Source organism: Aeromonas sp. s3 (assembly GCF_040907805.1).
GTDB lineage: Bacteria > Pseudomonadota > Gammaproteobacteria > Enterobacterales > Aeromonadaceae > Aeromonas > Aeromonas dhakensis.
On sequence record NZ_JBFOCQ010000033.1, the window covers coordinates 252,913 to 275,683 of the forward strand.

15 protein-coding genes are annotated in these 22,771 nt (G+C 62.9%); 2 read left to right on the forward strand and 13 right to left on the reverse strand.

The annotated features are described in order from the left end of the window. Positions 1-238: 238 nt before the first annotated feature. The 7 genes from guaD to mocA all read right to left on the reverse strand — a co-directional run bounded on the left by guaD (position 239) and on the right by mocA (position 12,483). Positions 239-1,555: a guanine deaminase gene (gene guaD, locus AB5Y98_RS19395; protein WP_368232604.1), complete on the reverse strand. Its 1,317-nt coding sequence runs from the start codon at positions 1,553-1,555 to the stop codon at positions 239-241. A 24-nt stretch (positions 1,556-1,579) separates the two neighbouring features. Then, positions 1,580-3,097, reverse strand: a complete 1,518-nt coding sequence (locus AB5Y98_RS19400) for a nucleobase:cation symporter-2 family protein (protein WP_017780980.1) — start codon at positions 3,095-3,097, stop codon at positions 1,580-1,582. 95 nt (positions 3,098-3,192) lie between these two features. Further along, positions 3,193-6,090 (reverse strand): molybdopterin-dependent oxidoreductase Mo/Fe-S-binding subunit, encoded by a 2,898-nt coding sequence (locus AB5Y98_RS19405; RefSeq protein WP_368232606.1) that lies wholly within the window; start codon positions 6,088-6,090, stop codon positions 3,193-3,195. Next, positions 6,087-6,863 carry a molybdopterin-dependent oxidoreductase FAD-binding subunit gene (ygfM, locus tag AB5Y98_RS19410; RefSeq protein ID WP_113995511.1) on the reverse strand — a complete coding sequence of 259 codons (777 nt, stop codon included), beginning with the start codon at positions 6,861-6,863 and terminating at the stop codon, positions 6,087-6,089. Before ygfM ends, AB5Y98_RS19405 begins: the two co-directional genes overlap by 4 nt. Positions 6,864-6,942: 79 nt before the next feature. Then, positions 6,943-8,271: a putative aminohydrolase SsnA gene (gene ssnA / locus AB5Y98_RS19415; protein ID WP_368232608.1), complete on the reverse strand. Its 1,329-nt coding sequence runs from the start codon at positions 8,269-8,271 to the stop codon at positions 6,943-6,945. A gap of 27 nt (positions 8,272-8,298) precedes the next feature. Then, positions 8,299-11,409, reverse strand: coding sequence for a putative selenate reductase subunit YgfK (gene ygfK, locus AB5Y98_RS19420; protein ID WP_368232611.1), 3,111 nt, complete (start codon positions 11,407-11,409; stop codon positions 8,299-8,301). A 420-nt stretch (positions 11,410-11,829) separates the two neighbouring features. Next, on the reverse strand, positions 11,830-12,483 hold the full coding sequence (mocA, locus tag AB5Y98_RS19425; protein ID WP_368232613.1) for a molybdenum cofactor cytidylyltransferase: 654 nt from the start codon (positions 12,481-12,483) through the stop codon (positions 11,830-11,832). Here mocA and yqeC point away from each other — a divergent pair. Both yqeC and yqeB read left to right on the forward strand, forming a co-directional pair. Further along, on the forward strand, positions 12,464-13,312 hold the full coding sequence (gene yqeC, locus AB5Y98_RS19430; protein ID WP_368232615.1) for a selenium cofactor biosynthesis protein YqeC: 849 nt from the start codon (positions 12,464-12,466) through the stop codon (positions 13,310-13,312). The two genes, mocA and yqeC, sit on opposite strands and share 20 nt — an antisense overlap. Positions 13,313-13,331: 19 nt before the next feature. Then, positions 13,332-14,924, forward strand: a complete 1,593-nt coding sequence (gene yqeB / locus AB5Y98_RS19435; RefSeq protein WP_368232618.1) for a selenium-dependent molybdenum cofactor biosynthesis protein YqeB — start codon at positions 13,332-13,334, stop codon at positions 14,922-14,924. A 69-nt stretch (positions 14,925-14,993) separates the two neighbouring features. On the opposite strand, the gene AB5Y98_RS19440 is transcribed toward yqeB, so the two are convergent. The 6 genes from AB5Y98_RS19440 to ygeW all read right to left on the reverse strand — a co-directional run bounded on the left by AB5Y98_RS19440 (position 14,994) and on the right by ygeW (position 22,481). Beyond that, positions 14,994-15,917 (reverse strand): DMT family transporter, encoded by a 924-nt coding sequence (locus AB5Y98_RS19440; protein WP_368232620.1) that lies wholly within the window; start codon positions 15,915-15,917, stop codon positions 14,994-14,996. Positions 15,918-16,102: 185 nt separating this feature from the next. Further along, positions 16,103-17,035 carry a carbamate kinase gene (gene arcC / locus AB5Y98_RS19445; protein ID WP_368232623.1) on the reverse strand — a complete coding sequence of 311 codons (933 nt, stop codon included), beginning with the start codon at positions 17,033-17,035 and terminating at the stop codon, positions 16,103-16,105. 95 nt (positions 17,036-17,130) lie between these two features. Continuing rightward, positions 17,131-18,552 (reverse strand): dihydropyrimidinase, encoded by a 1,422-nt coding sequence (gene hydA, locus AB5Y98_RS19450; protein ID WP_368232625.1) that lies wholly within the window; start codon positions 18,550-18,552, stop codon positions 17,131-17,133. 99 nt (positions 18,553-18,651) lie between these two features. Next, entirely contained in the window at positions 18,652-19,869 is a 1,218-nt protein-coding gene (locus tag AB5Y98_RS19455) for a YgeY family selenium metabolism-linked hydrolase (protein ID WP_201989081.1), read from the reverse strand. Between the two features lie 97 nt (positions 19,870-19,966). Continuing rightward, positions 19,967-21,166 carry a diaminopropionate ammonia-lyase gene (dpaL, locus tag AB5Y98_RS19460; protein ID WP_368232627.1) on the reverse strand — a complete coding sequence of 400 codons (1,200 nt, stop codon included), beginning with the start codon at positions 21,164-21,166 and terminating at the stop codon, positions 19,967-19,969. Positions 21,167-21,293: 127 nt separating this feature from the next. Then, entirely contained in the window at positions 21,294-22,481 is a 1,188-nt protein-coding gene (gene ygeW, locus AB5Y98_RS19465) for a knotted carbamoyltransferase YgeW (protein ID WP_187267270.1), read from the reverse strand. Positions 22,482-22,771: the final 290 nt, after the last annotated feature.

Here is a 22,771-nt window from a genome sequence, read left to right on the forward strand (position 1 = left end):
CCTGAATGTGTCGTGACGAAATGGCGGTCGGTGCCGTGGATCTCTGCTGCCACGGTCGCCGGCATCATGGGGTTGGCAGACAAGGCAAACGTTTGACTTGCCATCTAAAAAAACCGGGCCATTTCACCTGCTGTGGCGGGGCAAGCGCCTCGCCTGTCGTGCGGCGCAGGCACCACGCTGGCCCCTGCTGCCGTGTTCCCGGGGCGAGCATGCCCGCCCCTCTGCTTTGAAAACCGGATCAACCCCGCTCGTGCACCAGCTGACCATCCACATAGGTGCGGTAGATGGATCTGTCATCCCCCAGTGTCAGCAGTACGAACAGCTTGTCGCGCAAGGTGGTGGAGTTGTCGTAACGCAACTGCTGCAGCGGGGTGGCGACCGGGTCGAGCACCACGAAGTCCGCCTCCTTGCCCACCGAGAAGCTGCCGATCTGCTCGTCCAGCCCCAGCGCATGGGCGCCGCCCAGGGTCGCCAGATAGAAGGCCTGATAGGCCGAGAGCCGCTCCCCCTGCAACTGCATCACCTTGTAGGCCTCGTTGAGGGTCTGCAGCATGTTGAAGGTGGTGCCAGCGCCGATATCGGTGCCCATCCCCACCTTCACCTGCTTGTGCCACGCCTTGTGCAGCTTGAAGAGGCCACTGCCCAGATACAGATTGGAGGTGGGACAAAACGCGATGGTGCAGCCGGTCTCCTTCAGGCAATCCCACTCCTGCTCTTCCAGATGAACGCAGTGGGCAAACACGCAGTTGTGGCCGGTGAGGCCGTGCTGGTGATAGACGTCGAGATAGCCCTGATGCGCCGGGAAGAGGGATTTCACCCAGGCTATCTCGTCCTTGTTCTCGCACAGATGGGTGTGCAGATAGGTGGTCGGGTACTCTTCGCGCAGCCGCCGCGCCATCGCCAGCTGCGCCGGGGTCGAGGTGGGAGCAAAGCGCGGCGTGATAGCGTAGAGCAAGCGGCCGTTGCCGTGCCAGCGCTCGATGAGCGCCTTGCTCTGTTCATAGCTGCTCTCGGCGGTATCGAGCAGATAATCTGGCGCATTGCGATCCATCATCACCTTGCCGGCGATCATCCTCATGTTGATGCGGCTGGCCGCCTCGAACAGGGCATCCACCGACTCGGGGTGGACGGTGCCGAACACCAGCGCCGTGGTGGTGCCGTTTCGCAGCAGCTGCTTGATGAAGAAGGTGGACATCTCGCGGGCATACTCGAGATCGTTGTAGCGCCGCTCGGCCGGGAAGGTGTGGCGGTTGAGCCACTCCAGCAGCTGCTCGCCATAGGCCCCCACCATCTCGCTCTGCGGGTAGTGGATGTGGGTGTCGACAAAGCCGGGCACTATCATCTTGCCGCGATAGTCACGCACCCGCACCTGGGCCGGAATGCGATCACGGCCCTCCTCCCACTGGCCGAACCAGTCGATGCAGCCGTTGCGGATGATCAGCAGGCCGTCTTCGATGAGGCGGGCATTGGGCTCTATCTCCTCGGGCTGGCTCACCACCCGGGTGATGTCGAAGAAGCTGCCACGCACCGCCTTGACGGAGTTGTCGTTTTTCATCTCTCAATTCCCTCTTGTTGTTCGTTAGCCGCGATCCACTTGCGGGGCGCGCACCTGGGCCTCGTCCGTCGCCAGCCCCTGTTGGCGGGCGGTGGCCGACGGGGCGGGCCGGGTGGCAAAACGGGTGTCGGGTTTGTCGCTCAGCTGGATCAGCTCCACCGCCTCGGCGGCATTGGCGGCCGCCTTGCGTCTGCGGCTCTGCGGCAGCACCAGGTTCATGATGATGGCGGTGATGCCGCCGGCGCAGATGGGGTTCTCCACCAGCATGTAGATCCCCGCCGGCAGCACCTTGAAGACGTTCGGGTCGTAGGAGACCCCGAGCCCCAGCCCGAGCGAAGTGGCGACGATCAGGGTCTCGCGCCGATCGAAGCCGTGGCTGATGATGATGCGACCACCGGCGATGGCGATCATGGAGAACATGATGACCATGGCCCCCCCCATCACAGGCGACGGTATGGTGGTGAAGAAGCGCCCCACCACCGGGAAGAGGCCGAGCAGCACCAGGATGACGGCGATGAACTTGCCCACGTGGCGCGAGGCCACCCCGGTCATCTGGATGACGCCGTTGTTCTGGGCAAAGGTGGTGAGCGGCAGGGAGCCGAGCGCCGAGGCGATCACCGATACCAGGCCATCTGCCAGCACGCCGCCGGAGAGTCGTTTTTGAAACTCGGGGCCCTGGATCTGCCGGTGGGAGACCATGGCGGTGGCGGTGATGTCCCCCACCGCCTCCAGCACGCTCAACAGATAGATGGTGCCGGCCAGCACGAAGGCGTGCAGATCGAAGGAAAAACCGTACTTGAACGGGATGGGTACTGTGATGAGTGGCAGGTTCTCAAGGGCGGAGAAGTCCACCATGCCGAGCATCAGGGCCACCGCATAGCCCACCAGCAGGCCGATGGCGATACCGCTCATGCGAAGCAAGGGGCTCTTGCTGCAGTTGAAGGCGACGATGACGCAGAGCACCAGCAGCCCCAGGCCGATGTTCTCGTATTTGCCGAAGGTGCCGCTGCTCATGGCGGAGAAGCCACCGCCAAAGTCGATGATCCCCACCTTGATGAGGCTCAGGCCAATCATCAGCACCACCACCCCGCTCACGGTCGGGGTGATCACCCGCTTGAGATAGGGCAGCACGAAGGAGGAGCCCATCACCAGGAAGGCCCCGACGAAGGAGACCCCGAGCAGGGTCGAGACGATCAGCTCCTCGTGCAGGCCATCTTTTTTCATGGCGCTGCCCAGCGCAATCATCACGGTGACGAAGGAGAAGTTGACCGACTGGATGGAGAGCAGCCCCGAGCCGATGGGGCCGTAGCGGTTCACCTGCAGCCAGGTGCCGATGCCGGAGGCGATCATCGCCATGGAGACCAGATAGGCGGTGGTCTCGGTGGAGAGGCCAAGGGCCCCGCCCACGATCAGGGCCGGCGTCACCATGGGCACGAAAATGGCCAGCAGGTGGGTCACGGCCCCCATCAGGGTTTGGTAAAAGGGAGGTTTGTCTTCGAGCGCGTAAATCAGGTCCGAGTGCTTGCGTGTTGTTTTAGACATCTTGATTGTCCCATCACACAGAATATGGGCGGAGTACTCATTCCGCTGTCAGGTGCTGGGGGCGAGCCTGCGCCCGCCCCTCACCTTTTCTTTTGTTATGCCGACGCTGGTTGCTCCAGCTTGCCCAGTTCGCGCAGGATCTGCTCCGGCGTGAAGTGCCACTTGCGCAGCCAGACACCGCAGGCGTCGTGGATGGCGGTAGCGATGGCAGGTGCGGCGCCGTTGACCCCGATCTCCGAGATGGACTTGGCGCCGTAGGGGCCGACCTTGTCGTCACTCGGTACCAGGAAGGCCCGAAAATCGCGCGGAATGTCGCCAATCTTGGGCGCGCCATAGCTCTTCAGATCCCGGGTGAGCGGGATGCCCTTGCCGTCGTAGCAGATTTCCTCGGTCAATGAGTGACCGATGGCCCGCATGGTCGCCCCGTAGATCTGGCCGAGCGCCAGCTCCGGGTTGATGGGGGTGCCGCAGTCGAGCAGGGCGTAGAACTTGTCGAGCCGGATCTGGCCGGTTCTGACGTTGACCGCCACCTCGGCGAAGTTGGCGCCGTACGGGAAGGCGAGCTCAGAAGTGATGTAGCTGGCGGTGCCCACCAAGATACCGAAGCCGGTACCGGTCTCGGCCTTGTGGGCCAGCTTGGCGAGGCTCACCTCCCCCAGCTTGCCGCGCACCACGCCCGGGAACGCCAGCTCAACATCGGCTACCGGCTCGCCCAGCATGGCGGCGCCGTGGAACAGGATCTTCTCCTTGAGGTTCTCGGCCGCCTTCTTGGCCGCGTTACCGGAGAAGCAGGTACCTGACGAGGCGTAAGCCCCCTTGTCAAACAGGGCGTGGTCGGTGTCGCCCGAGATGACGTGCACATCCCCGAGCGGGCAGTGCAGCACTTCGGCGGTCAGCTTGGCCACCACGGTATCGAGGCCGGTGCCGATATCGGCGCCACCGGAGTGGACGATAAAGGTGCCGTCCGATTCCAGCTTGACCATGCAGTTGGCCTGATCGATGTCCGGGATCCCCGATTTTTGCATGATGATGGCGACGCCACGACCGATGCGCCAATCCCCGTCGACGGCTTTGGGGCTATCCCAGGCGATCAGCTCGCGACCCTGCTTGAGGATGGGTTCGAGGGCGCAGCTGGCCGCATGGGGCACAGAAGTGGGCATCTTGCCCTCGCCGATGGCCCCCAGCACCTTGAGGATGTCCCCCTCGTGCACCCGGTTGTGCTCCACCATGTCGAGCTGATCGATGCCGAGTCGCTCGGCAAGTTCGGCAATCGCCATGGTCAGCGCGAAGTTGCCCTTGGGCGCGCCATAACCCTGATAGGCGCCGGTCGGGCAGATGTTGCTGTAGTAGGTATTGACGGTAAAGCGCACGTTCTCGCACGGGTAGAGCGGCAGGGAAAGCGCCGGGCCGTTGCTCGGCACCGTCAATGAGTGGTTGCCGTAAGGGCCGGTGTTGGCGCGAAAATCCATCTCGATGGCGGTGATGGTGCCATCCTTCTTGGCCCCCACTTTCACCTTCACCTTGGCCACGTGGCGGGAGGTGTTGCTGATGAACTCCTCTTCACGGGTGTAGCGGAAGGTAACCGGACGGCCGGTGACTCTGGTCGCCCAGGCGCACACCTCTTCCAGCAGAATATCCTGCTTGGAGCCGAAACCGCCCCCTACCCGCTCCTTGATCACATGCACCTGATGTTGCTTGAGGCCGACGATACGCGCCACCTGACGGCGTACGTGCCACGGCACCTGAGTGGAAGCGTGGATCACCAGCCGATCCCCATCCATGTAGGTAAAGCAGATGTGCGGCTCGGTCGGGCACTGCTGGGCCTGGGTCGACTCGTAGGTGCGCTCCAGCACCACATCTGCCTCGGCAAAGCCCTTGGCCACATCGCCAATCTGGCCATGGACGCTGGCGGCCAGGTTCTCATGCGGGCGGGAACCGATGGGGAAGTTGATGATCATGTGCTCGTCGCCGCGACGCACCGAGCAGGCGTTCTGCTGCTCGAGATCCGCCGGCGCCCCGGCCATGTAGACGATGGGCTCGTCGTGGACCAGCGGCGCATTAGGGGCCATCGCCTCGTCTATGTTCATGACCGCCGGCAGCACCTGATACTCGACCTCAATGAGTTTGAGCGCCGCCAATGCGATGGCTTCGCTCTCGGCCACCACGGCAGCAACACGATCACCGACGTGGCGCAGCTTGCGGCCAAACATGCGGCGATCGAGCGGTGACGGCTCGGGGGCGCTCTGGCCACCCGGGGTGTAGTAGACATCCGGGCAGTTGAGGTGAGTGATGACGTGCACCACCCCCGGCATGGCTTCGGCGCGGCTCACATCGAGCCTGGTGATCACCGCATGGGGATGGGGGCTTCGCAGCATCTTGATGACCAGCGCATCCTCGCTGACCCTGTCCTCCACGTAGCAGGGCTTGGCCTGCACCATCTTGGCAGCGTCCACTTTCGGGCAACTCTTGCCGATGTGGCGCAGGTCGTCACGAAACTCGGGGGCAATCTGGCACAGGTAATCGGGATCATTGAGGCGCGAGCTGGCCAGCTCGATGGCCTGATAGAACTGCTGGTAGCCGCCGTCGCGGTGAAAGAGGCCCGAGAGCGCGTCGTCGATTTGATCACGGTTGGGGCTGGGGTGGCGATCAAGCAGGTCGGTGACGATGAGCGCCGCGGCCGGATCGTTGTAGCCGGACTGCACCACGCCCACGTCCACCATGGCCTGCTGCACCAGACTGAGCTGGTTCCAGCTGCCCAGCGACTCGGCGGTGCGCACCTCTGATCCATCCAGCTGGGCGGCGATCAGCAGGGAGGCGTTGATCACCTTGCCGTTGAAGAGGATCGCGTCGGAGCCGGCAAAGCCGAAACCGTCGTCACTGTTGCGCACCGAGTGCATCCGGCACTGGTTGAACAGCACCCGCTGGGCATTCTCGCCAGCCGGGGCGATGACGGTGCGCAGGGCACCGTTCAGGGTAAAGTTGAGTTCCATCATGCCTGTACCTCCTGCTGCTGGCACTCCACCAGCAGATCTGCCACCACCACGCCGCTGATATAGCGCTTGTAGGCCACGCTGCCACCGAGATCCGCGCGCGGCGCAATCAGTGCGCTCACCGCCGCCTCCAGCGCTGCATCCCGCAGCTCATGACGCTCCACGTCCCGCAGGCGCATCGGCTGCGGTGTGACGCCCGCCAGGGCGACCCGCATCTCGCCAAGGGCGTCGAGGGCCACCGCGGCTGTCATCACCGCCAGGCCGTCGGCGTTGCGGCTGATGCGGCGAGTGGCGCAGCGCAGCTCGGGCTCCGGCAGCACCACCCCCAGCACCAGCTCCTTGCGCTGGCCGGCCAGGTAGGCATCGATGGGTTGCAGCTGGTTGTTCTCCAGCACCACCACCGCTTCGAGCACCAGCAGCACCGGCAGCAGCGGGGAGTCCTGCTGCTGGCAGGCAAGCTCGCCGCCGAGGGTGGCCTGATTGCGCAGATGGCGGGAGTAGACAAACCCCAGCGCCTCGCACAGGGCGGCCGGGGTACGGGGGTCGTCTTTGAGGGCTTGCAGGGTAACGGTGGCGCCGATGTGGAGCTGGCCGTGCTGCTGCTCAATCTGGCCAAGTCCGAGCTTGTCCAGCGAGATGGCGACCTTCTTGTCGGTGCGGGTCGGGGCGGCGTTGAGCTTGCTGCCGCCCCCCATGTAGACGGCGTCGTTGCCAAAGCGGGCCTTGAGTTCCAAAGCCTGACCCAGTTGCTCGGGTCGGAAGAATTGCTCAATCATGTGTCGTCCTTACTCTTGCTGCCCGCCGCCGGGAAAATCCACAGGGCGGGCAATCCAGTCCAAACGTCGGAGGGTGGCCTCAGGCCAGCTGATCCATCCGTTGCCACAGGCGGCTCGCCACCTTGCTGGCCTGCTGATAAATGGGTTCGACGTCAAAGGCGAACTCGCGATCCTGATAGACCATGCGCCCCTCGACCATCACGCTGTTGACCGAGGATGAGCCCATGCCAAAGGCGAGATGGCCGCCGAGGTTGCGCGGCGCCAGCGGGGTCGGTGCGGCGTAGTCGCAGATGGTGAGGTCGGCCTTGTAGCCCGGCTCCAGGCGGCCAAATTTGGCGCCGAAGTTGCGTTCCAGCAGGGTGTTGCCGTTCCAGAGGAAGCGGGCAAAACTGTCGGGCCACAGCGCTCCGCCAGCATCCCTGTGCTTGAAGTAGGCAAACTTGAGCTCTTCGAACATGTCGGAGCCGATACCATCGGTGCCGAGCGCCAGATTGCGATACTCAGGCAGGTGCAGGTTGTAGCCCACGTGGTTGTTCATGTTGGAGCGGGCGTTATGCACCAGGAAGGCATCGCGGCTGTTGAGCAGTTCGATGTCAGCCGGGCTTAAGTAGATGCCGTGGGCGATCAGGGTCTTGCTGTCGACAAGGCCAAACTCGTCCAGCCGGGCGATGGGCTCCTTGCCATGGTGGTTGTGACCGTGGGCCATGTCGTAGCGGTCTTCCGCCACATGGATATGCAGACCGCGACCGGTGACCTGCACCGCTTCACGCAGCATGGCCAGCCCCTCGTCGGGTACGGTGAAGGGGGCGTGAGCGCCGATATGGGCCTCCACCAGATAGGGTTCGCTCCCCTTGGCTTTGGCCGCATCGATCTGTTGGGCGAACAATATGTTCTCCTCCACCCCGGCCTGCAGCTCGGCGAGGCCGCCGTTGCGATCCGTGGTCTCGAAGCAGGTCATGCCGCGCAGACCCGCCTCCATAAACCCTTTGCGCAGCACATTCAGGGAGCCCTTGATGAAGTTGGGCGACGCGTGGTGGTCGATCACCGCGCTGCAGCCGCTCTTGATCGCCTCCAGCGAGCAGATGAGACCGCTGTAGTAGAGGGACTCTTCATCGAGCGCCCGATCCAGCCGCCACCAGAGGTTTTTCAGAGTGGAAATAAAGTCCGGACAGGGGGCGATGTTGGCCATGATCCCCCGCGACAGGCCTGAGTAGAAGTGGTTGTGGGCACAGACGATACCCGGCATCACCAGCTTGCCGCCCATCTCCCGATAGGTGGCCTCTGGGTAGAGGGCCCGCAGATTGGGCCCCACCGCTTTGATAAGCGATCCTTCGATGGCGATATCCACCCCTTCCAGCACCAGGGTCGGCTCCAGCTGGACGGCGGTGACGTTTTTCAGAATAAACATGGTTGGCTCCTTCGCTTATTCGTTCGCTCAGACCTCGACGGCCCCCAGCAGGTAGTGGTGATGGGCGTGGACATGGCTGATGATGCGGCACATGTCGCCGAGCGCCTCGGGCGCATCCTGGATCCGGCTCTGGGCGTCTATGGTCAGGCGATAGATCTCGCCATCCTGACGCACCCGCAGTTCGCCACCGTCAGCCAGATAGAAACCTGGGTTGCGGCTGTTGTCGAAGTCCTCGGGCAGGCTGAAGATGGTGACTTTGTCCTGATAGGGCTTGCCCTGCCAGGGGCAGAACTGGGCGCAGTTGCCGCATTCGTTGCAGTAGGCATCCAGATGCAATGTCTGAAACGCGTCTTTGAAGCCAGGCACCGCGATGGCGACGTTGGCCCGGTTGGGGCAGACATCCACGCACTTGCTGCAGAGGTAGTTGCACTCGAGGCAGCGGTGCGCCTCTTGCGCCACGAAGGCATCGCGCTCGCTCTTGTCCACCATAGTGACGGCGATGTTTCCCTTGCGGCGGTAGATCTCGTCCTTGCCCGACGGCTGGGTGGTCACTTCATGCTGCTGGCTGGCGATATGCTCACGGGCCAGCACCAGATCCGCGGCGCGGCGGGCACCACCGATGGCACCGACGATGGAGGATGGGCCGCTCTGTACGTCACCGATGAGGAATACGTTGCGACGGCTGGTTTCGCCGCTCTGACTATCCACCTCGGGCCAGCCATCGCTGCCAAGGGGAATGCCCATGGCTTTCAATACCTCGCAGTCAGGCTGCTCGCCGATGGCGGTGATCAAGGCATCCATCTGCATCACTTCGGTCTGCTCGGTGGGCACCGGACGGCGGCGGCCCTGCTCGTCAGGTTCCCCCAGCGCCATCATCCGCACGACAAGCTTGCCATCTTTCTCAAAGCGCTCCGGATTGGTGAGGAAGCAAAAATGCACCCCATCCTCCACCGCTTCCAGATACTCCTCGCGATAGGCGGGCATCTCTTTTTCGCTGCGACGGTAGATAACGGTCACATCGCTGACACCGGGCACCTTGAGGGCGGCTCGGGCGCAGTCCATGGCGGTGTTGCCGGCACCAACCACAGCCACATGGCGGCCCAGCGGCAGCGGTTTGCCCTGATTGAAGCTGCGCAGGAAGTGGAAGGATTTGTAAATCCGCTCGTGTCCCCCCTCAAGGCGCATGCCACCGTTCTTGTCGGCACCGATGCCGACGAAGACATAGCTAAAGCCCTGCTCCTGCAGCTTGTCGACGGTGAGCGCCGGATCGCAGCCGAACTCGAACTTGACCCCGTGGGCGGCGACAAAGTCGATGTCGTGCTGGATAAGCTCGGCCGGAATGCGGAACTCGGGGATGATGTGTTTGACCACGCCACCGGCATCCGCTTCGCGCTCGAACACGGTGACCGGGTGACCGGCGCGGGCCAGGAAGTAACCGGCTGAGAGACCGGCCGGGCCGGCGCCAATGACCGCGACCGGGTGTTTGTCACCGCTGCCGGCCGGTTTGTGCCAGCGTGCCTTGTACCCTTCCCAGCCGCGCTCCAGCGCCACTTTCTTGAGCTCGCGGATATTGAGCGGGCTGTCGTAGTCGAGACGGGTGCAGTTGTACTGGCACTGGTGATCGCAGATATGGCCGGTGATGGCAGGCAGGGCGTTGCGCTGATAAATCAGCTCAAGGGCTGCCACATACTCCCCCTCGCCCATCAGGCGAATGTACTCGGGGATATCCTGATGCACGGCGCAGGCGGTGACGCAGGGCGCCACGTAGCAGTCGGTCAGCGGCAGGCCGCCGCCCACTTCGATGCGATCGTCGGATTTCCACTCCTTCTGGGTGTAATCCATGGTGAGCGCCTTGGCGGCCAGGGCTTCCAGCTTGGCCACATCCACCTGACGCATGCCCCAGCTATCGGAGGCGTCGATCTCGTTGAGGCACTCGATCTGGCGCAGGTAACCACCCGGCTTGAGCAGGTCGGTGGCCATGGTGATGGGACGAATGCCGGTCTCGAAGATCTCGGCAATATTGAACTTGCTGGCACCACCGGAGTAGGAGATGGGCAGCTTGCCATCGAAGACGCGCGACAGCACGGCGGCCACGTTGATGGAGAGCGGGAACAGCGCACGGCCGGACATGTACATCTCATCGCCGGGCAGCGCCCCTTTGCGGTTGATGGTGCCGAGAGTGTTGGTGAGCTTGACCCCGAAGGTGAGCCCCTTCTCGGCCCCCAGCGCCATCAGACGGGTCAGCATGGCCTTGGCCTGATCCAGCTTGAGGTCGTGATCGAACGACGCTTCGCTCAGACCAATGTAATCAAAGCCGCAGGTATCGAGGATCTCGCGCACCCGCGGGTAGCCCAGCAGGGTCGGGTTCAATTTGACGAAGGTGTTGAGCCCCTTCTCTTCCAGCATGTAGCGGCAGATGGCCTCGATTTCGTTGGGCGGGCAGCCGTGCATGGTGGAGAGAGTGACGCCGTGCACCAGGTTGGCCGGGATCCGATCCACCAGCTGTTGCAGGCGAGCGCGCCGCGCCCCCAGTCCCAGCTCGGCGATAAACTGCTCGTCGGCCACCAGCTCGCGCACCACCTGCTGGTACTCGGCAAATTTCGGATTGCTGCCGGCATCCATCAGGCTGTGGATGAACTGCTGCATCGGCGGCTGTTTGATGCCGTCAAGGTTGTAACCCACGCTCATGTTGAAAATGAAGGACTTGGCCTCGTCGCCCTGGCGCGGGTCGAACACCTCCTCCAGCAGGTAGAGGGCAAACCAGGCTTTCAGATACTCGTCAAACGCCTTGGGCAGAGTGAACTCGGTGGACCACTCGGTGTTGAAGCACTCGTCTTCGGCATCGATGCAGGGCTTTTCCAGTTCGAGACGGTCCAGGATCTGCACCGTCTTGAGCTCGATAAAGCGCCCGCCGGTCAGCCAGGAGGTGACGATGTTCTGGGCCAGCTGAGTATGGGGGCCGGCTGCCGGGCCGATGGGAGTCTCGCAGGTTTCACCGAACACCTTGATCTTGCGCTCGTCCTGCTTGCGATAGAATTGCGCGGCGGGAATACCGAAGATGGATTGACTCGCTTTATATTCCGAGAAGATACGGACCAGAAGGTTCTTGAAGGGAACGGGTCGCATAATATCGCCCATGTTGATCTCCTTGCAGCGGCACTGCTCATTGACAGGGTGAATAAATGGGGCCCATCCATAACCACGCATAAAAAGCCCCTTGAAACTGACAAGAGCAACAATCAGGCCAGCGCCGGATCTTTTTATTTTTCAGCCATAAAAACGTGAGGCATCTCCAATTAATAAAACATCGAAAGCCGATACCAGTTTCGACAATGAGAGTGGCTATCAACACCGAATTTAAATAATGGAAACGCCGCCCTTGTTGCTGAAAATGATCTCACTTTGGCGCGGCGCGCTATCAGTTTGATAAAGAGCGAGGCCAGCGCCATTATCAGGCCGGCCAGGATGATAACGGCCGCTGTCGGCCCCTGATAACGGGTTAGACAAGGGGATAAATATGCAAAGCAAGGCCGGACAAACCCCTGCCAGACGACCAGTTCAGCGCTCGAATGCTTCGTTTGCCAGCAGCGCCTGATAACGCTCCGGGGTGTCCACATCCTGCAGGATGGCGGCGCTCTGCATCTCGATGAATCGATGGGGGTGCGCCAGCAGCCAGCGGCGCACCGAACCCTGTGCCGGCGCCGCTGCCAGCGCTGTGGCAAGGGCTCTTGGCAACAGCACGGGGTGGCCCGCCTCCCCCTGATAGGAGGGAAAGAGGGTCTCGTCCCCCCGCGCCTGCCAGAGCGTGCGGTACACCTCGGGGGGGATGCAGGGCAGATCGCCGTGGCTCACGAAGAGGTGATCGCTGCTACAGGCGGCGAGCCCCGCGCGGATGGAGCTGCCAAGCCCCTGTGCATAATCATGGTTGTGTACCAGCCGGATACGGGGGTGATTGGCGTAGCGGCTGATCAGCTCATCGGCGCGGTGCCCCACCACCAGAATGACCCGGTCACACAGCACCAGGGCATTTTTGAGACTCTCATCAAGAATCGTGCTCTGGCGATACGGTAGCATCAATTTCCACGCGCCCATTCGTGATGAGAGGCCGGCCGCCGTAATTAGGCAGTCGCACCGCTCGCGCGAATGCCAGTGCTTCTCACTGACCGCGCCTCTATTTTCATCGGTCGTCGCCATGGCTATTTCATCACCCATTCTGCTCACCTCGCCAAATATCGAGAGTGTATTAAACCCGCTCACCGAAAATATTGATGGGCGTACCACTTTAATTAGTCTTTGCGGCGCCGGGGGGAAAACCAGCACCCTCTTCTGGCTGGCCGACTATTTCCATCAACAGGGCAAGAAGGTGCTGCTCACCACCAGCACCCGGATGTTTCTGCCCGCCCCCTCCTCTCGGCGCACCCTGCTGATCGAGGCCGACCCCATTCGTCAGCTGACCCGCTGCCAGGCGCAGCCCGATGAACCGATGCAGCTGGTGCTGTTCAGCCACCTCGATCGGGCCAGCGGCAAGGCGGTGGGGCCGAGCCCCCAGCAGATCGATCTGCTCAAGGGGCAGCAACGCTTCGACATCATCCTGGTGGAGGCGGACGGCGCTCATCACAAGTTATTGAAAGCGCCCGCTTTGCACGAACCTTGCATTCCTCAGCACAGTGATTGGGTGATTGCCCTGGTGGGCGGCGCCATGGTGGGCACCAGCGCCGACCCGGCGCAGATCCACCGCTGGGCCGAGTTCCAGGCCCTGTGCGGGATTGCGGCCGGCGAGCCGCTCGACTGGGCCCTGTTTGACCGGCTCATCGCCCACCCCGAGGGAGCGTTCAAAGGCACCCCGCCCGGGGCACGCCGGGTCTGGTTTATCAATGGCGATTATCAAAATGAGCAGCAGTGGCTGCCCGCCCTGATAAACCTGCTGCAACGCCACCCCGAGCTCCACGCCATCTGGCAGGGGGCCGTGCGTGAACCCGGCGCCATTCACCATGTTTGCTGTCGGCCTGCCCCCGAAGCCGCGCAGTCGCTGACCCGTTAAGGATGATACGAGGTACCTTATGAATCTGTTTGCACACGCTGCCCGACTGGAGCAGGAGAACACCCCCTTTGCCATGGCCCAGATCATCGAGAGTCGCGGCTCCACCCCGCGCCATCAGGCCCAGATGCTGGTGATGGCCGATGGCCGGATCCTCGGCACCATAGGCGGCGGCATGATAGAGCGGCTGGTGATCGAAGAAGCCGTGGCCGCCATTGCCGAGCGCAAGCCGCGCATCTTCCACGGCCGGATGGCCCGCAACGGCGAACATGCGGTGGGCTCGGATTGCGGCGGCGCCATGTCGGTCTATATCGACGTCTACGGCCTGCGCCCCCGCCTGGTACTGATCGGCGCCGGCCACGTCAACCGGGCACTGGCCCATGCCGCGGCGCCGCTCGGCTTTGACATCCACGTGGGGGATTGCTTCGAGGGGAGCCTCAGCCCAGATCGCTTCCCGGCCGGTACCCATCTGCAGCAGGCCGACACCATCAGCGCGGTGATCGAGGCGCTTGCCATCGAGCCCGCCAACTTCGTCATCATCGCCACCAACCACCAGGACAAGGAGGCGCTGGAGCGGCTGATCAGCCGTCCCCTCGCCTACCTGGGGCTGCTCGCCAGCAAGCGCAAGGTGCAGACCTTCACCCAGGCCCTGCGCCAGCAAGGGGTGAGTCAGGCCCAACTGCAACGGCTGCACGCCCCCATCGGCTACAACATAGGTGCCGAGACCCCCGAGGAGATCGCCATCAGCATCCTCGCCGAGCTGTTGCAGGTTAAAAACGGCAAGGCCGGTGGCCTGATGCAGGACGATGTGCGTCTCAAGCGGGATCGGCTGGTGGTGATGCGCGGCTCCGGCGATATCGCCACCGGGGTGGCGCTGCGCCTGCACAATGCCGGCTTCAAGGTGGTGATGCTGGATCTCGACAAACCGACTGTGATCCGCCGCACCGTCGCCTTCGCTCAGGGGATGTTTGACGGCGAAACCAGCGTCGAGGGCGTGCGCGCCAAGCGGGTCGAGAGCGTCGAACAAGCGTTCGAGCAGCTGGACCAGGGCGTCATACCGCTGCTGGTTGACCCCGACTGCGCGACCCTCGCCGAACTCAAGCCCCGCTATCTGGTGGATGCCATCTTGGCCAAGCAGAATCTCGGCACCCACAGGGAGATGGCCCCCATCACGGTGGCCCTTGGCCCAGGTTTCGAGGCGGGTCGCGACTGCGATGCTGTCATTGAGACCAACCGTGGCCACCATCTGGGGCGGGTCATCTATCAGGGCCCAGCCCAGCCCAATACCGGCATTCCCGGGGTGATCGAGGGGCACTCCGCCCGCCGGGTGGTGCGCGCCCCCGTTGCCGGGGTGATGAAGAGCCTGATCAAGCTCGGCGACCTGGTGCAGGAGGGGGACGTGATCGCCCACGTGGGGGACGCCCCCATCATTGCGCCGCTCTCCGGCATGGTGCGGGGGCTGCTCAGCGATGGCATAGAGGTCACCGTCGGCTTCAAGATCGGTGACATCGACCCCAGGGGCGAGCGGGCCGATCCCACTACCGTCTCTGACAAGGCGCGAGCCATCGGTGGCGCCGTGCTGGAGGCCATGATGCATCTGGCCCAGCGCAGATAAGCCAGCACGCCAACAAAAAGGGCCCGCCATGATGGCGGGCCCTTTTCCATGCTCGTTCCTCTAATCGGCTTAGCCCTGCTTGACCCGGGTCTCCCCCGCCACCGACACCACAGAGCGTTTGCCCTTGCGGCTGATGACGACCAGCGCCAGCACGATCAGGGCGATGCCGCTCCCCTCCACCGCCCCCGGATTTTCACCGAGCAGCCACCAGGAGAGCAGCACCCCGCTCACCGGCACCGCCAGAGTGCTGAGCCCGGCAATCCCCGCCGGCAGCTTTTTCAGCACGAACAACCAGAGGCTCCAGGCCAGCGCCGTGGCGAAGATGGCGCTGTAGGCGAGCGCGCCAAATACGTAGGGCTGCCAGTCGATGGGTCGCTCCGGCACCAGCGCCGCCACCACGGCCATCACCATGGTGGCGTAGATCATCTGCCAAGTGGTGAGGGACATGAGATCCACCGACGGGTGGCGGACATACATCCGCTTGGCGATGATGGCACTGATCCCCCAGCAGATGCCGGAGGCAATGCCCAGCAGCGCGCTCTTCATGGAATCCAGGTGCAACTGCCAGGGCTCGATCACCAACAGCAGGCCGCTGGCGGCCACCCCGACCGCCAGATAGTGCAGCTTGCGCATCCGTTCACCCAAAAAGAGCGCCGCGAAGATCACCACCCAGAACGGCATGGTGTAGCTCAGAATGGCCACCTTGCCCGCCCCGCCGCTGATCAGCGCCCACTGGGCCAACCCCACCATGCCGCAGGTCTGGAACAGGGCGATGGCGAGGGTATAGCGAAACGGGGTGGGCTTGAGATAACGGCGTCCGCGCAGGCACTGCACCAGCAGCAACACCAGGGATCCGCACAGGCAGCGCAGGGCGGTGAACTCGAACGCCCCCGCGTAGAGCATCACCTGCTTCATCACGATCCAGCTGTAACTCCAGATGGCGGTGAGCAGGACCAATCCCCCCAGCGCCGCCATGTTCAACTTGCTATTCATTGTGCTGCCTTGTTGCTGCGGCGGCCGGTGCGTCCGCCATTCGGGGCGCCATCTTACTCCTCTGCCGTCCCCCTGCCCACCGTGGATAAGAGCTGGCCGGCCCATGCGCTCCCTCTGCCAATCCCTGACGCCGGCCAACAGAAAGGGGGCCTTGGGCCCCCTGTTTGCAACCATCAAAGACGAGGCTACAAGCTGATCAGGGTCCCGGTCTTGCCGGCAATCCCCTCGGCCGCCTTCTCCAACAGGGTGATGAGGGATTTGCGCCCCGCCATGGAGCTCGCAAACGAAAGCGCCGCCTCCACCTTGGGCAGCATGGAGCCCCTGGCAAACTGCCCCTGCTCGATAAAGCCCCGGGCATCCGCCACGCTCAGGGTGTCGAGCCACTGCACGTCGGGCTTGCCGAAGTTGATGGCGACCTTCTCCACCGCGGTGAGGATGATCAGCATGTCGGCATCGATGAGCTCCGCCAGCCTGGCACTGGCCCAATCCTTGTCGATCACCGCGCTGGCACCGCGCAGGTGATTGCCCTCCCGCAGCACCGGAATGCCGCCGCCACCGACGGTGATCACCACCTGACCGGCGGCCAGCATGGCAGAGACGGTCTCCTTCTCGATGATGTCGACGGGTTTGGGGGACGCCACCACCCGGCGATAGCCACGGCCGGCATCCTCCTTGAGCCGCTCCCCCTTGGCCATCAGCGCCTCGGCCTCCTCCTTGCTGAAGAAGCCACCGATGGGCTTGCTCGGGTCGAGGAAGGCGGGATCGTTTTTATCCACCTCCACCTGGGTCACCAGGGTGGCAACCGGCTTATGGATGCCGCGCTCAAGCAAGGCCTCGCGCAGGGCATTTTGCAGGTCATAACCGATATAACCCTGACTCAGGGCCACACAGACCGACATGGGCAGATGGGGCGCCTTGGGATCGTGGCGGGCCGCCACCTCGAACGCCTGCTGGATCATCCCCACCTGCGGGCCGTTGCCATGGGTCACCACCACCTCGTGCCCCTGGGCAATCAGGTCGGCAATGGTGCCCGCCGTGCTCTGCACCGCCTTCATCTGCTCGGGCAGGTTGTTGCCCAGCGCATTGCCACCAAGGGCCAGTACGATTCGCTGTTTCATCTTGTTATCTCCAGTGAGGGGACAAGCCGGCGCGATACCGGCCCACCTTTCGTTGTTCGCATAAGTTTGCGGGTTAGCCTGTTTCGAACGGATTGTCAGCCTGCCACCGCGGGACAAGGCGAGTGCAGCTCCGGTGCCAAGGCCGGGTCAAAGGGCGCTCTGGCCAGAAAGCGGCCGTGACCGCGTTGCCCCAGAAACTCGCCATCGCGGGCGACGATCTCGCCGCGGCTCAGGGTCAGCCTGATCCGACCGGGGCAGCGCATTCCCTCGTAGGGGCTGTAGTCACCGTTGTCGTGTAGCGCGGCGTGACGGATCAGTGTCTCGCCACGGGGATCCATCAGCACCAGATCGGCGTCAGACCCAAGTTGCAGGTTGCCCTTGCGCGGCCAGAGGCCAAACAGGCGCGCCGGGTTGGCGCTGGTGAGAGCTACAAAGCGTGATGGCGAGATGCGCCCGCCGAGCACTCCGTGGGCAAACAGCAGCAGCATCCGGTTTTCGACCCCAGGCAAGCCGTTGGGGCAGCGGCTGAAATCGCCGCCCGAGAGGGTCATGCGCTGGACGTGGGAGAAGTTGCAGTGATCGGTCGCCACCACGTCGATGTCGCCAGCAGCGATGCCGACCCACAGCTTGTCCTGCTCGCTGCGCGAGCGCAGCGGTGGGCTGAGCAAGTAGTCGACCCCGTTCTCCTGGTAATAACACTGCTCATCGAGCAGCAGATATTGCGGGCAGGTCTCCACCCAGACCGGCTGGCCCTGGCGGCGCGCCAGTTTCAGATACTCCAGCCCCAAGCCGTTGGAGAGGTGGACGATATAGAGCGGGGCATTGCCCGCGAGCCCCGCCAGATTGATCATCCTAGCGATCGCCTCCGCCTCGCACTCCAGCGGGCGGCTTTGCGGGTGATACCATGGCTCACAGTGGCCAGCGGCCAACAGGGCAGCCCGGCGCGCCGCGATGGCGGCGTCATTCTCCGGGTGGACGGCGGTCAATGCCCCCACCTCTTTGAGGCGCGTCAGCGCACGCAGCACGTCTGTGTCCCCCAGCTTGTACTGGTAGGTGAGGTAGAGCTTGAAGCTGCTCACCCCCGCCTCCACCATGCTGGCCATCTCATGGAGGATGGCGTCATCCACGTGCTGCACCACGCCGTGAAAGCCATAGTCGATCACCGCCTGTGTGGCGGCATAGTCGTGATAGCGGGCCAGCTGGTAATACAGGTTGCACCCCGCCGGGCCAAATCCCATGTGATCGACGATGGTGGTGGTGCCACCACAGGCGGCGGCACGGGTACCGCTGAAAAAGTCATCGCAGCTGCGGGCAATCCCGACATCGATGTTGAAGTGGGTATGGACGTCGATGCCGCCCGGCATCACGTAGCAGCCGCTGGCATCGATCAGCTCGGTCTCGCCATCGGGCTCGATAGCGGCGGCGCGCGCGCGGATCACCCCGTTCTCGATCAGCAGATCCTGACGATATTCACCCTGCGCATCCACCAGCACGCCGTGTTTGATCAGCCGTTTCATCCACTCCCCCTCAACTCCTGTTGCCCTTCATGCAGCAAGCCCCGCCTGAGCGGGGCTGATCATGGTGGACAGGGACGCCAGTCTCCCTGCCCTGCGCTCTTACTTGTCCAGCTCGGCCAGATAGAGCATGGGGATCACCGCGTACATGGCGGCGCACTTGACCAGATGCTCCTTCCAGGTCTTCTCGTTCGGCGCGTGGGCCTCCGGCTCTTTACCCGGGCCAAAGCCGATCACCGGGATGCCGTGACGACCCATGATGGAGACCCCGTTGGTCGAGAAGGTCCACTTGTCCACCACCGGCGCCTTGTTGAACAGCTGGGTGTACGCCTTGGAGAGGGTTTTGACGGTGATGTGATCCTCTTCCACCTTCCAGGTCGGGAAGTAGCACTCGGTCGGGTAGACCAGGCCGGTGTAGGCCGGACGGTCGTACTGATACATGGAGACCTCGGCGCCGGCGGCTTGCACCGCAGGCAGGGCGCGGATCTCGTCGAGCGCCCCTTGCCAGGTCTCGCCCCAGGTGAGACGACGGTCGATGGAGACGGCACAGCTGTCCGCCACGGCGCAGCGGCTTGGCGACGTGAAGAAGATCTCGGAGACGGTCAGGGTGCCCTTGCCGAGGAAGTCGTCATGGCCGAGGTTGTGGCTCAGCTCCTGCAATTCGCCCAGGATCGGGCCCATCTTGAAGATGGCGTTGTCGCCGCGCTCCGGCGCGGAGCCGTGGCAGCTGACCCCCTGCACCTCCACGCGGATCTCCATGCGGCCACGCTGGCCACGGTAGATCTGGCAGTCGGTGGGTTCGGTACTGACCACGAACTCGGGGCGGATCTTGCTCTGCTCGATGATGTACTGCCAGCAGAGGCCATCGCAGTCCTCCTCCTGCACTGTGCCGGTCACCAGCAGGGTATACTCGTCTTCCAGCCCCAGATCCTTGATGATCTTGCCGGCGTAGACCATGGAGGCCATGCCCCCTTCCTGATCGGAGGCACCGCGGCCACCGATGATCTCGTGATCTTCCATCCCCTCATAAGGGTCGAAGGTCCAGTTGGCCATGTTGCCGACCCCCACGGTATCGATGTGGGCATCCATGGCGATCAGGTGCGGGCCGTGGCCGATGTAGCCCAGCACGTTGCCCATGGGGTCGATCTCGACCTTGTCAAAGCCAACCTTCTCCATCTCCTGCTTGATGCGCAGCACCACCCGCTCTTCATCGCAGCTCTCGCTCGGGATGGCGATCATGTCGCGCAGGAACTGAGTCATATCGGCCTTGTACTGGTAGGCCTTCTCCAACACCATTTCAAACGGAATTTGCTTGCTCATTGTGTCTCTCCATAACCAACCTGGGGGTACGGGAGTACGCCTCCCGCCCACTACTCGTCATGGCACCCGCCGGGCACCATCCTGTTTCGATTCATACCTAGTCACAGGCAGGGTGCTTGCCTTCCCACACCACTTCCCGGTAATGGACCACGTCAGTGTCCCCTTCGGTGTTGATCACCAGCACCACCGACTGCTCATCGAGCCCCAGCCGGGCCATCAGCACCGCGCGATCCGGGTGGTGGCGCACCGCCGCCAGCACGCCGGTGCCGACCGAGCCGGACTCGCCGGAGATGATGCGGGGATCATCGCCAAGGGGGTTGCCGAGCACTCGCATGCCAAGCGCCGAGACCTTGTCGTGACAGGAGATGAACTGGGTGGTGCAGCCACGCAGCACCGGCCAGCCGAGGGGATTGGGTTCGCCGCAGGCGAGACCGGCCATGATGGTGCGCATGTCGCCCCCCACGTTGACCATCTCCCCCGCCACGCCGGAGCGGTAGATGCAGTCGGCCTGGTCCGGCTCGACCACGATACTGTGCAGGTTCTTCGCCCCGAAGCAGTCCACCAGATAACCGAGCACGCCGCCCGCCAGCGCCCCTACCCCGGCCTGCAGCAGCACGTGGGTGGGCTGTTTGATGCCCATGGCCTGCATCTGCTCGACCGCTTCATCGGCCAGGGTGGAATAACCCTGCATGATCCAGGTCGGGATCTTGGTGTACCCCTCCCAGGCGGTGTCCTGCACTATGTACCAGCCGCGCTCCTCGGCCATCTTCATGGTCAGGCGCACGGTGTCGTCATAGTTCATGTCGGTGACGATGCACTCGGCCCCCAGCGCCAGGATGTGGTCCACCCGCTCCTGGGCCGAGCCCTTGGGCATGTAGACCACCGCATGCTGACCCACCTGCTTGGCGGCCCAGGCGACGCCACGACCGTGGTTGCCATCTGTGGTGGTGGCGAAGGTCATCGGCTCCTTGATGGTGCGCTTGATGAGATCGAAGGTGAAATCCTCCACCGCCACCCCGTATTTTTCACAGAGCAGGTTGGCGATGGCGTAGACCCCACCCAGCATCTTGAAGGCGTTGAGGCCAAAGCGTTTGGACTCATCCTTCACCAGGATGTTCTTCACCCCGATATAGGCGGCGAGCGCCTTCAGATCGCACAGGGGGGTGGGCTCATAACCGGCCAGTTTTTTATGAAAGGCGCGGGCCTTTTGCGCCTCAACACGGGAAAACAGGGGCAGCGACTCACCGGTAAAGAAACGGTTATCGGCAATCTCCATCTTCAGGGAAAATTGGGACATGAATACCTCGCAAAGAGTCATCTCGCCGGGGATCATCGAGTGAAAAGCGCCCCGGGGAGAGAACCCGTGACAATAACTGCGTGATGACGACGGCCGGGCGGGACTTATTTCCCGCCCGGCCAGGCCATTATTTGACGCGTTTTTGCGCCTCTTTTATCAAGCCTTCGAGGGCGGCGCCCGGTGCCGAGAATTTACGGGCGACAATCATGGCGGCGATAATATAGGGCTTCCAGCTCGCCTCTTTATAAGTGGCGATCCGGTATTTCTCGAATACCCCTTCACTCACTTCCCCTTCCTTGCAGGAGACACCAGAAATATCCGCCGGCAGGCAGTGCATATAGAGCGCCTCGCCCCCCTTGGTGAGGGCCATCATCTCCTCGGTGCAGTGCCAATCCTTGTGCTTGGCGTTCTGCGCCAGGCAATGCTGCTCCAGCTCTTTCAGGCCCGCATGATCGTTGGCCCGCAGCAGCTCGGTACGCTGCTCCATCACCTGATAGGGGGCCCAGGACTTGGGATAGACGATGTCGGCATCCTTGAACGCCTCTTCCATGGAGGTGACCTGGCGGAAACTGCCGCCGGAGGCCTTGGCATTCTCCTTGGCCACTTCGAGCACGTCCGGGATCAGGTCATAGCCTTCCGGGTGGGCCAAGGTCACGTCCATGCCAAAGCGGGTCATCAGACCGATGATGCCCTGCGGCACGGAGAGCGGCTTGCCGTAGCTCGGCGAGTAGGCCCAGGTCATGGCAATCTTCTTGCCCTTGAGGTTCTCGAGGCTGCCGAAGTGCTCCTGCAACCAGGCGAGATCAGCCATGGACTGGGTCGGGTGATCAATGTCGCACTGCAGGTTGACCAGCGCCGGGCGCTGGGGCAGCACTCCCTTCTCGAACCCTTCGTCGAGTGCCGCGCCCACTTCACGCATGTAGGCGTTGCCGGCCCCCAGGTACATGTCGTCGCGAATACCGATGGCATCGGCGCAGAAGGAGATCATGTTGGCGGTTTCACGCACCGTCTCGCCGTGGGCAATCTGGGACTTGCCCTCGTCCAGATCCTGCTGGGTCAGGCCGAGCAGGTTGAGGGCGGAGGCGTAGGAGAAACGGGTACGGGTGGAGTTGTCACGAAACACCGAGATGCCAAGACCGGTATTGAACAGCTTGGTGGCGATGTTTTCGGCGCGCAGTCCCTTGAGGGCCTCGGCCAGCTTGAGCACCAGCGCCAGCTCCTGAGGGGTCTGCTCCCAGGTCAGCAGGAAGTCTTTTTCATGCAGGTTGGACTTGAGTTCATTGATCTCTTTGATTAACTGGTTCACTGCTTTCATCGTTAGCCCCAATCTGTTGATGAGAAATGCATTGCTCCCCTTCCACTCACAGGTCACCAAAACAAGGGCCATTGGGTGAGTTCATCGGTCAGCGTCAAATAAGGGCAATCAATAAGCGTGCCAACGCATAAATAAGCGGGAAATAACCAGAAAAGGCGTCTTGAATGTGAGCCGGCGCACAGCCTGAAGCTATATGGCGCCCCGCCAAGGCAGGTGGACCGGCTTATTTTCCAGCTGATGGCTGCGTGCTGCTGAAATAACACGAGAATAGGGTGAGAGAAGGCCAAGCC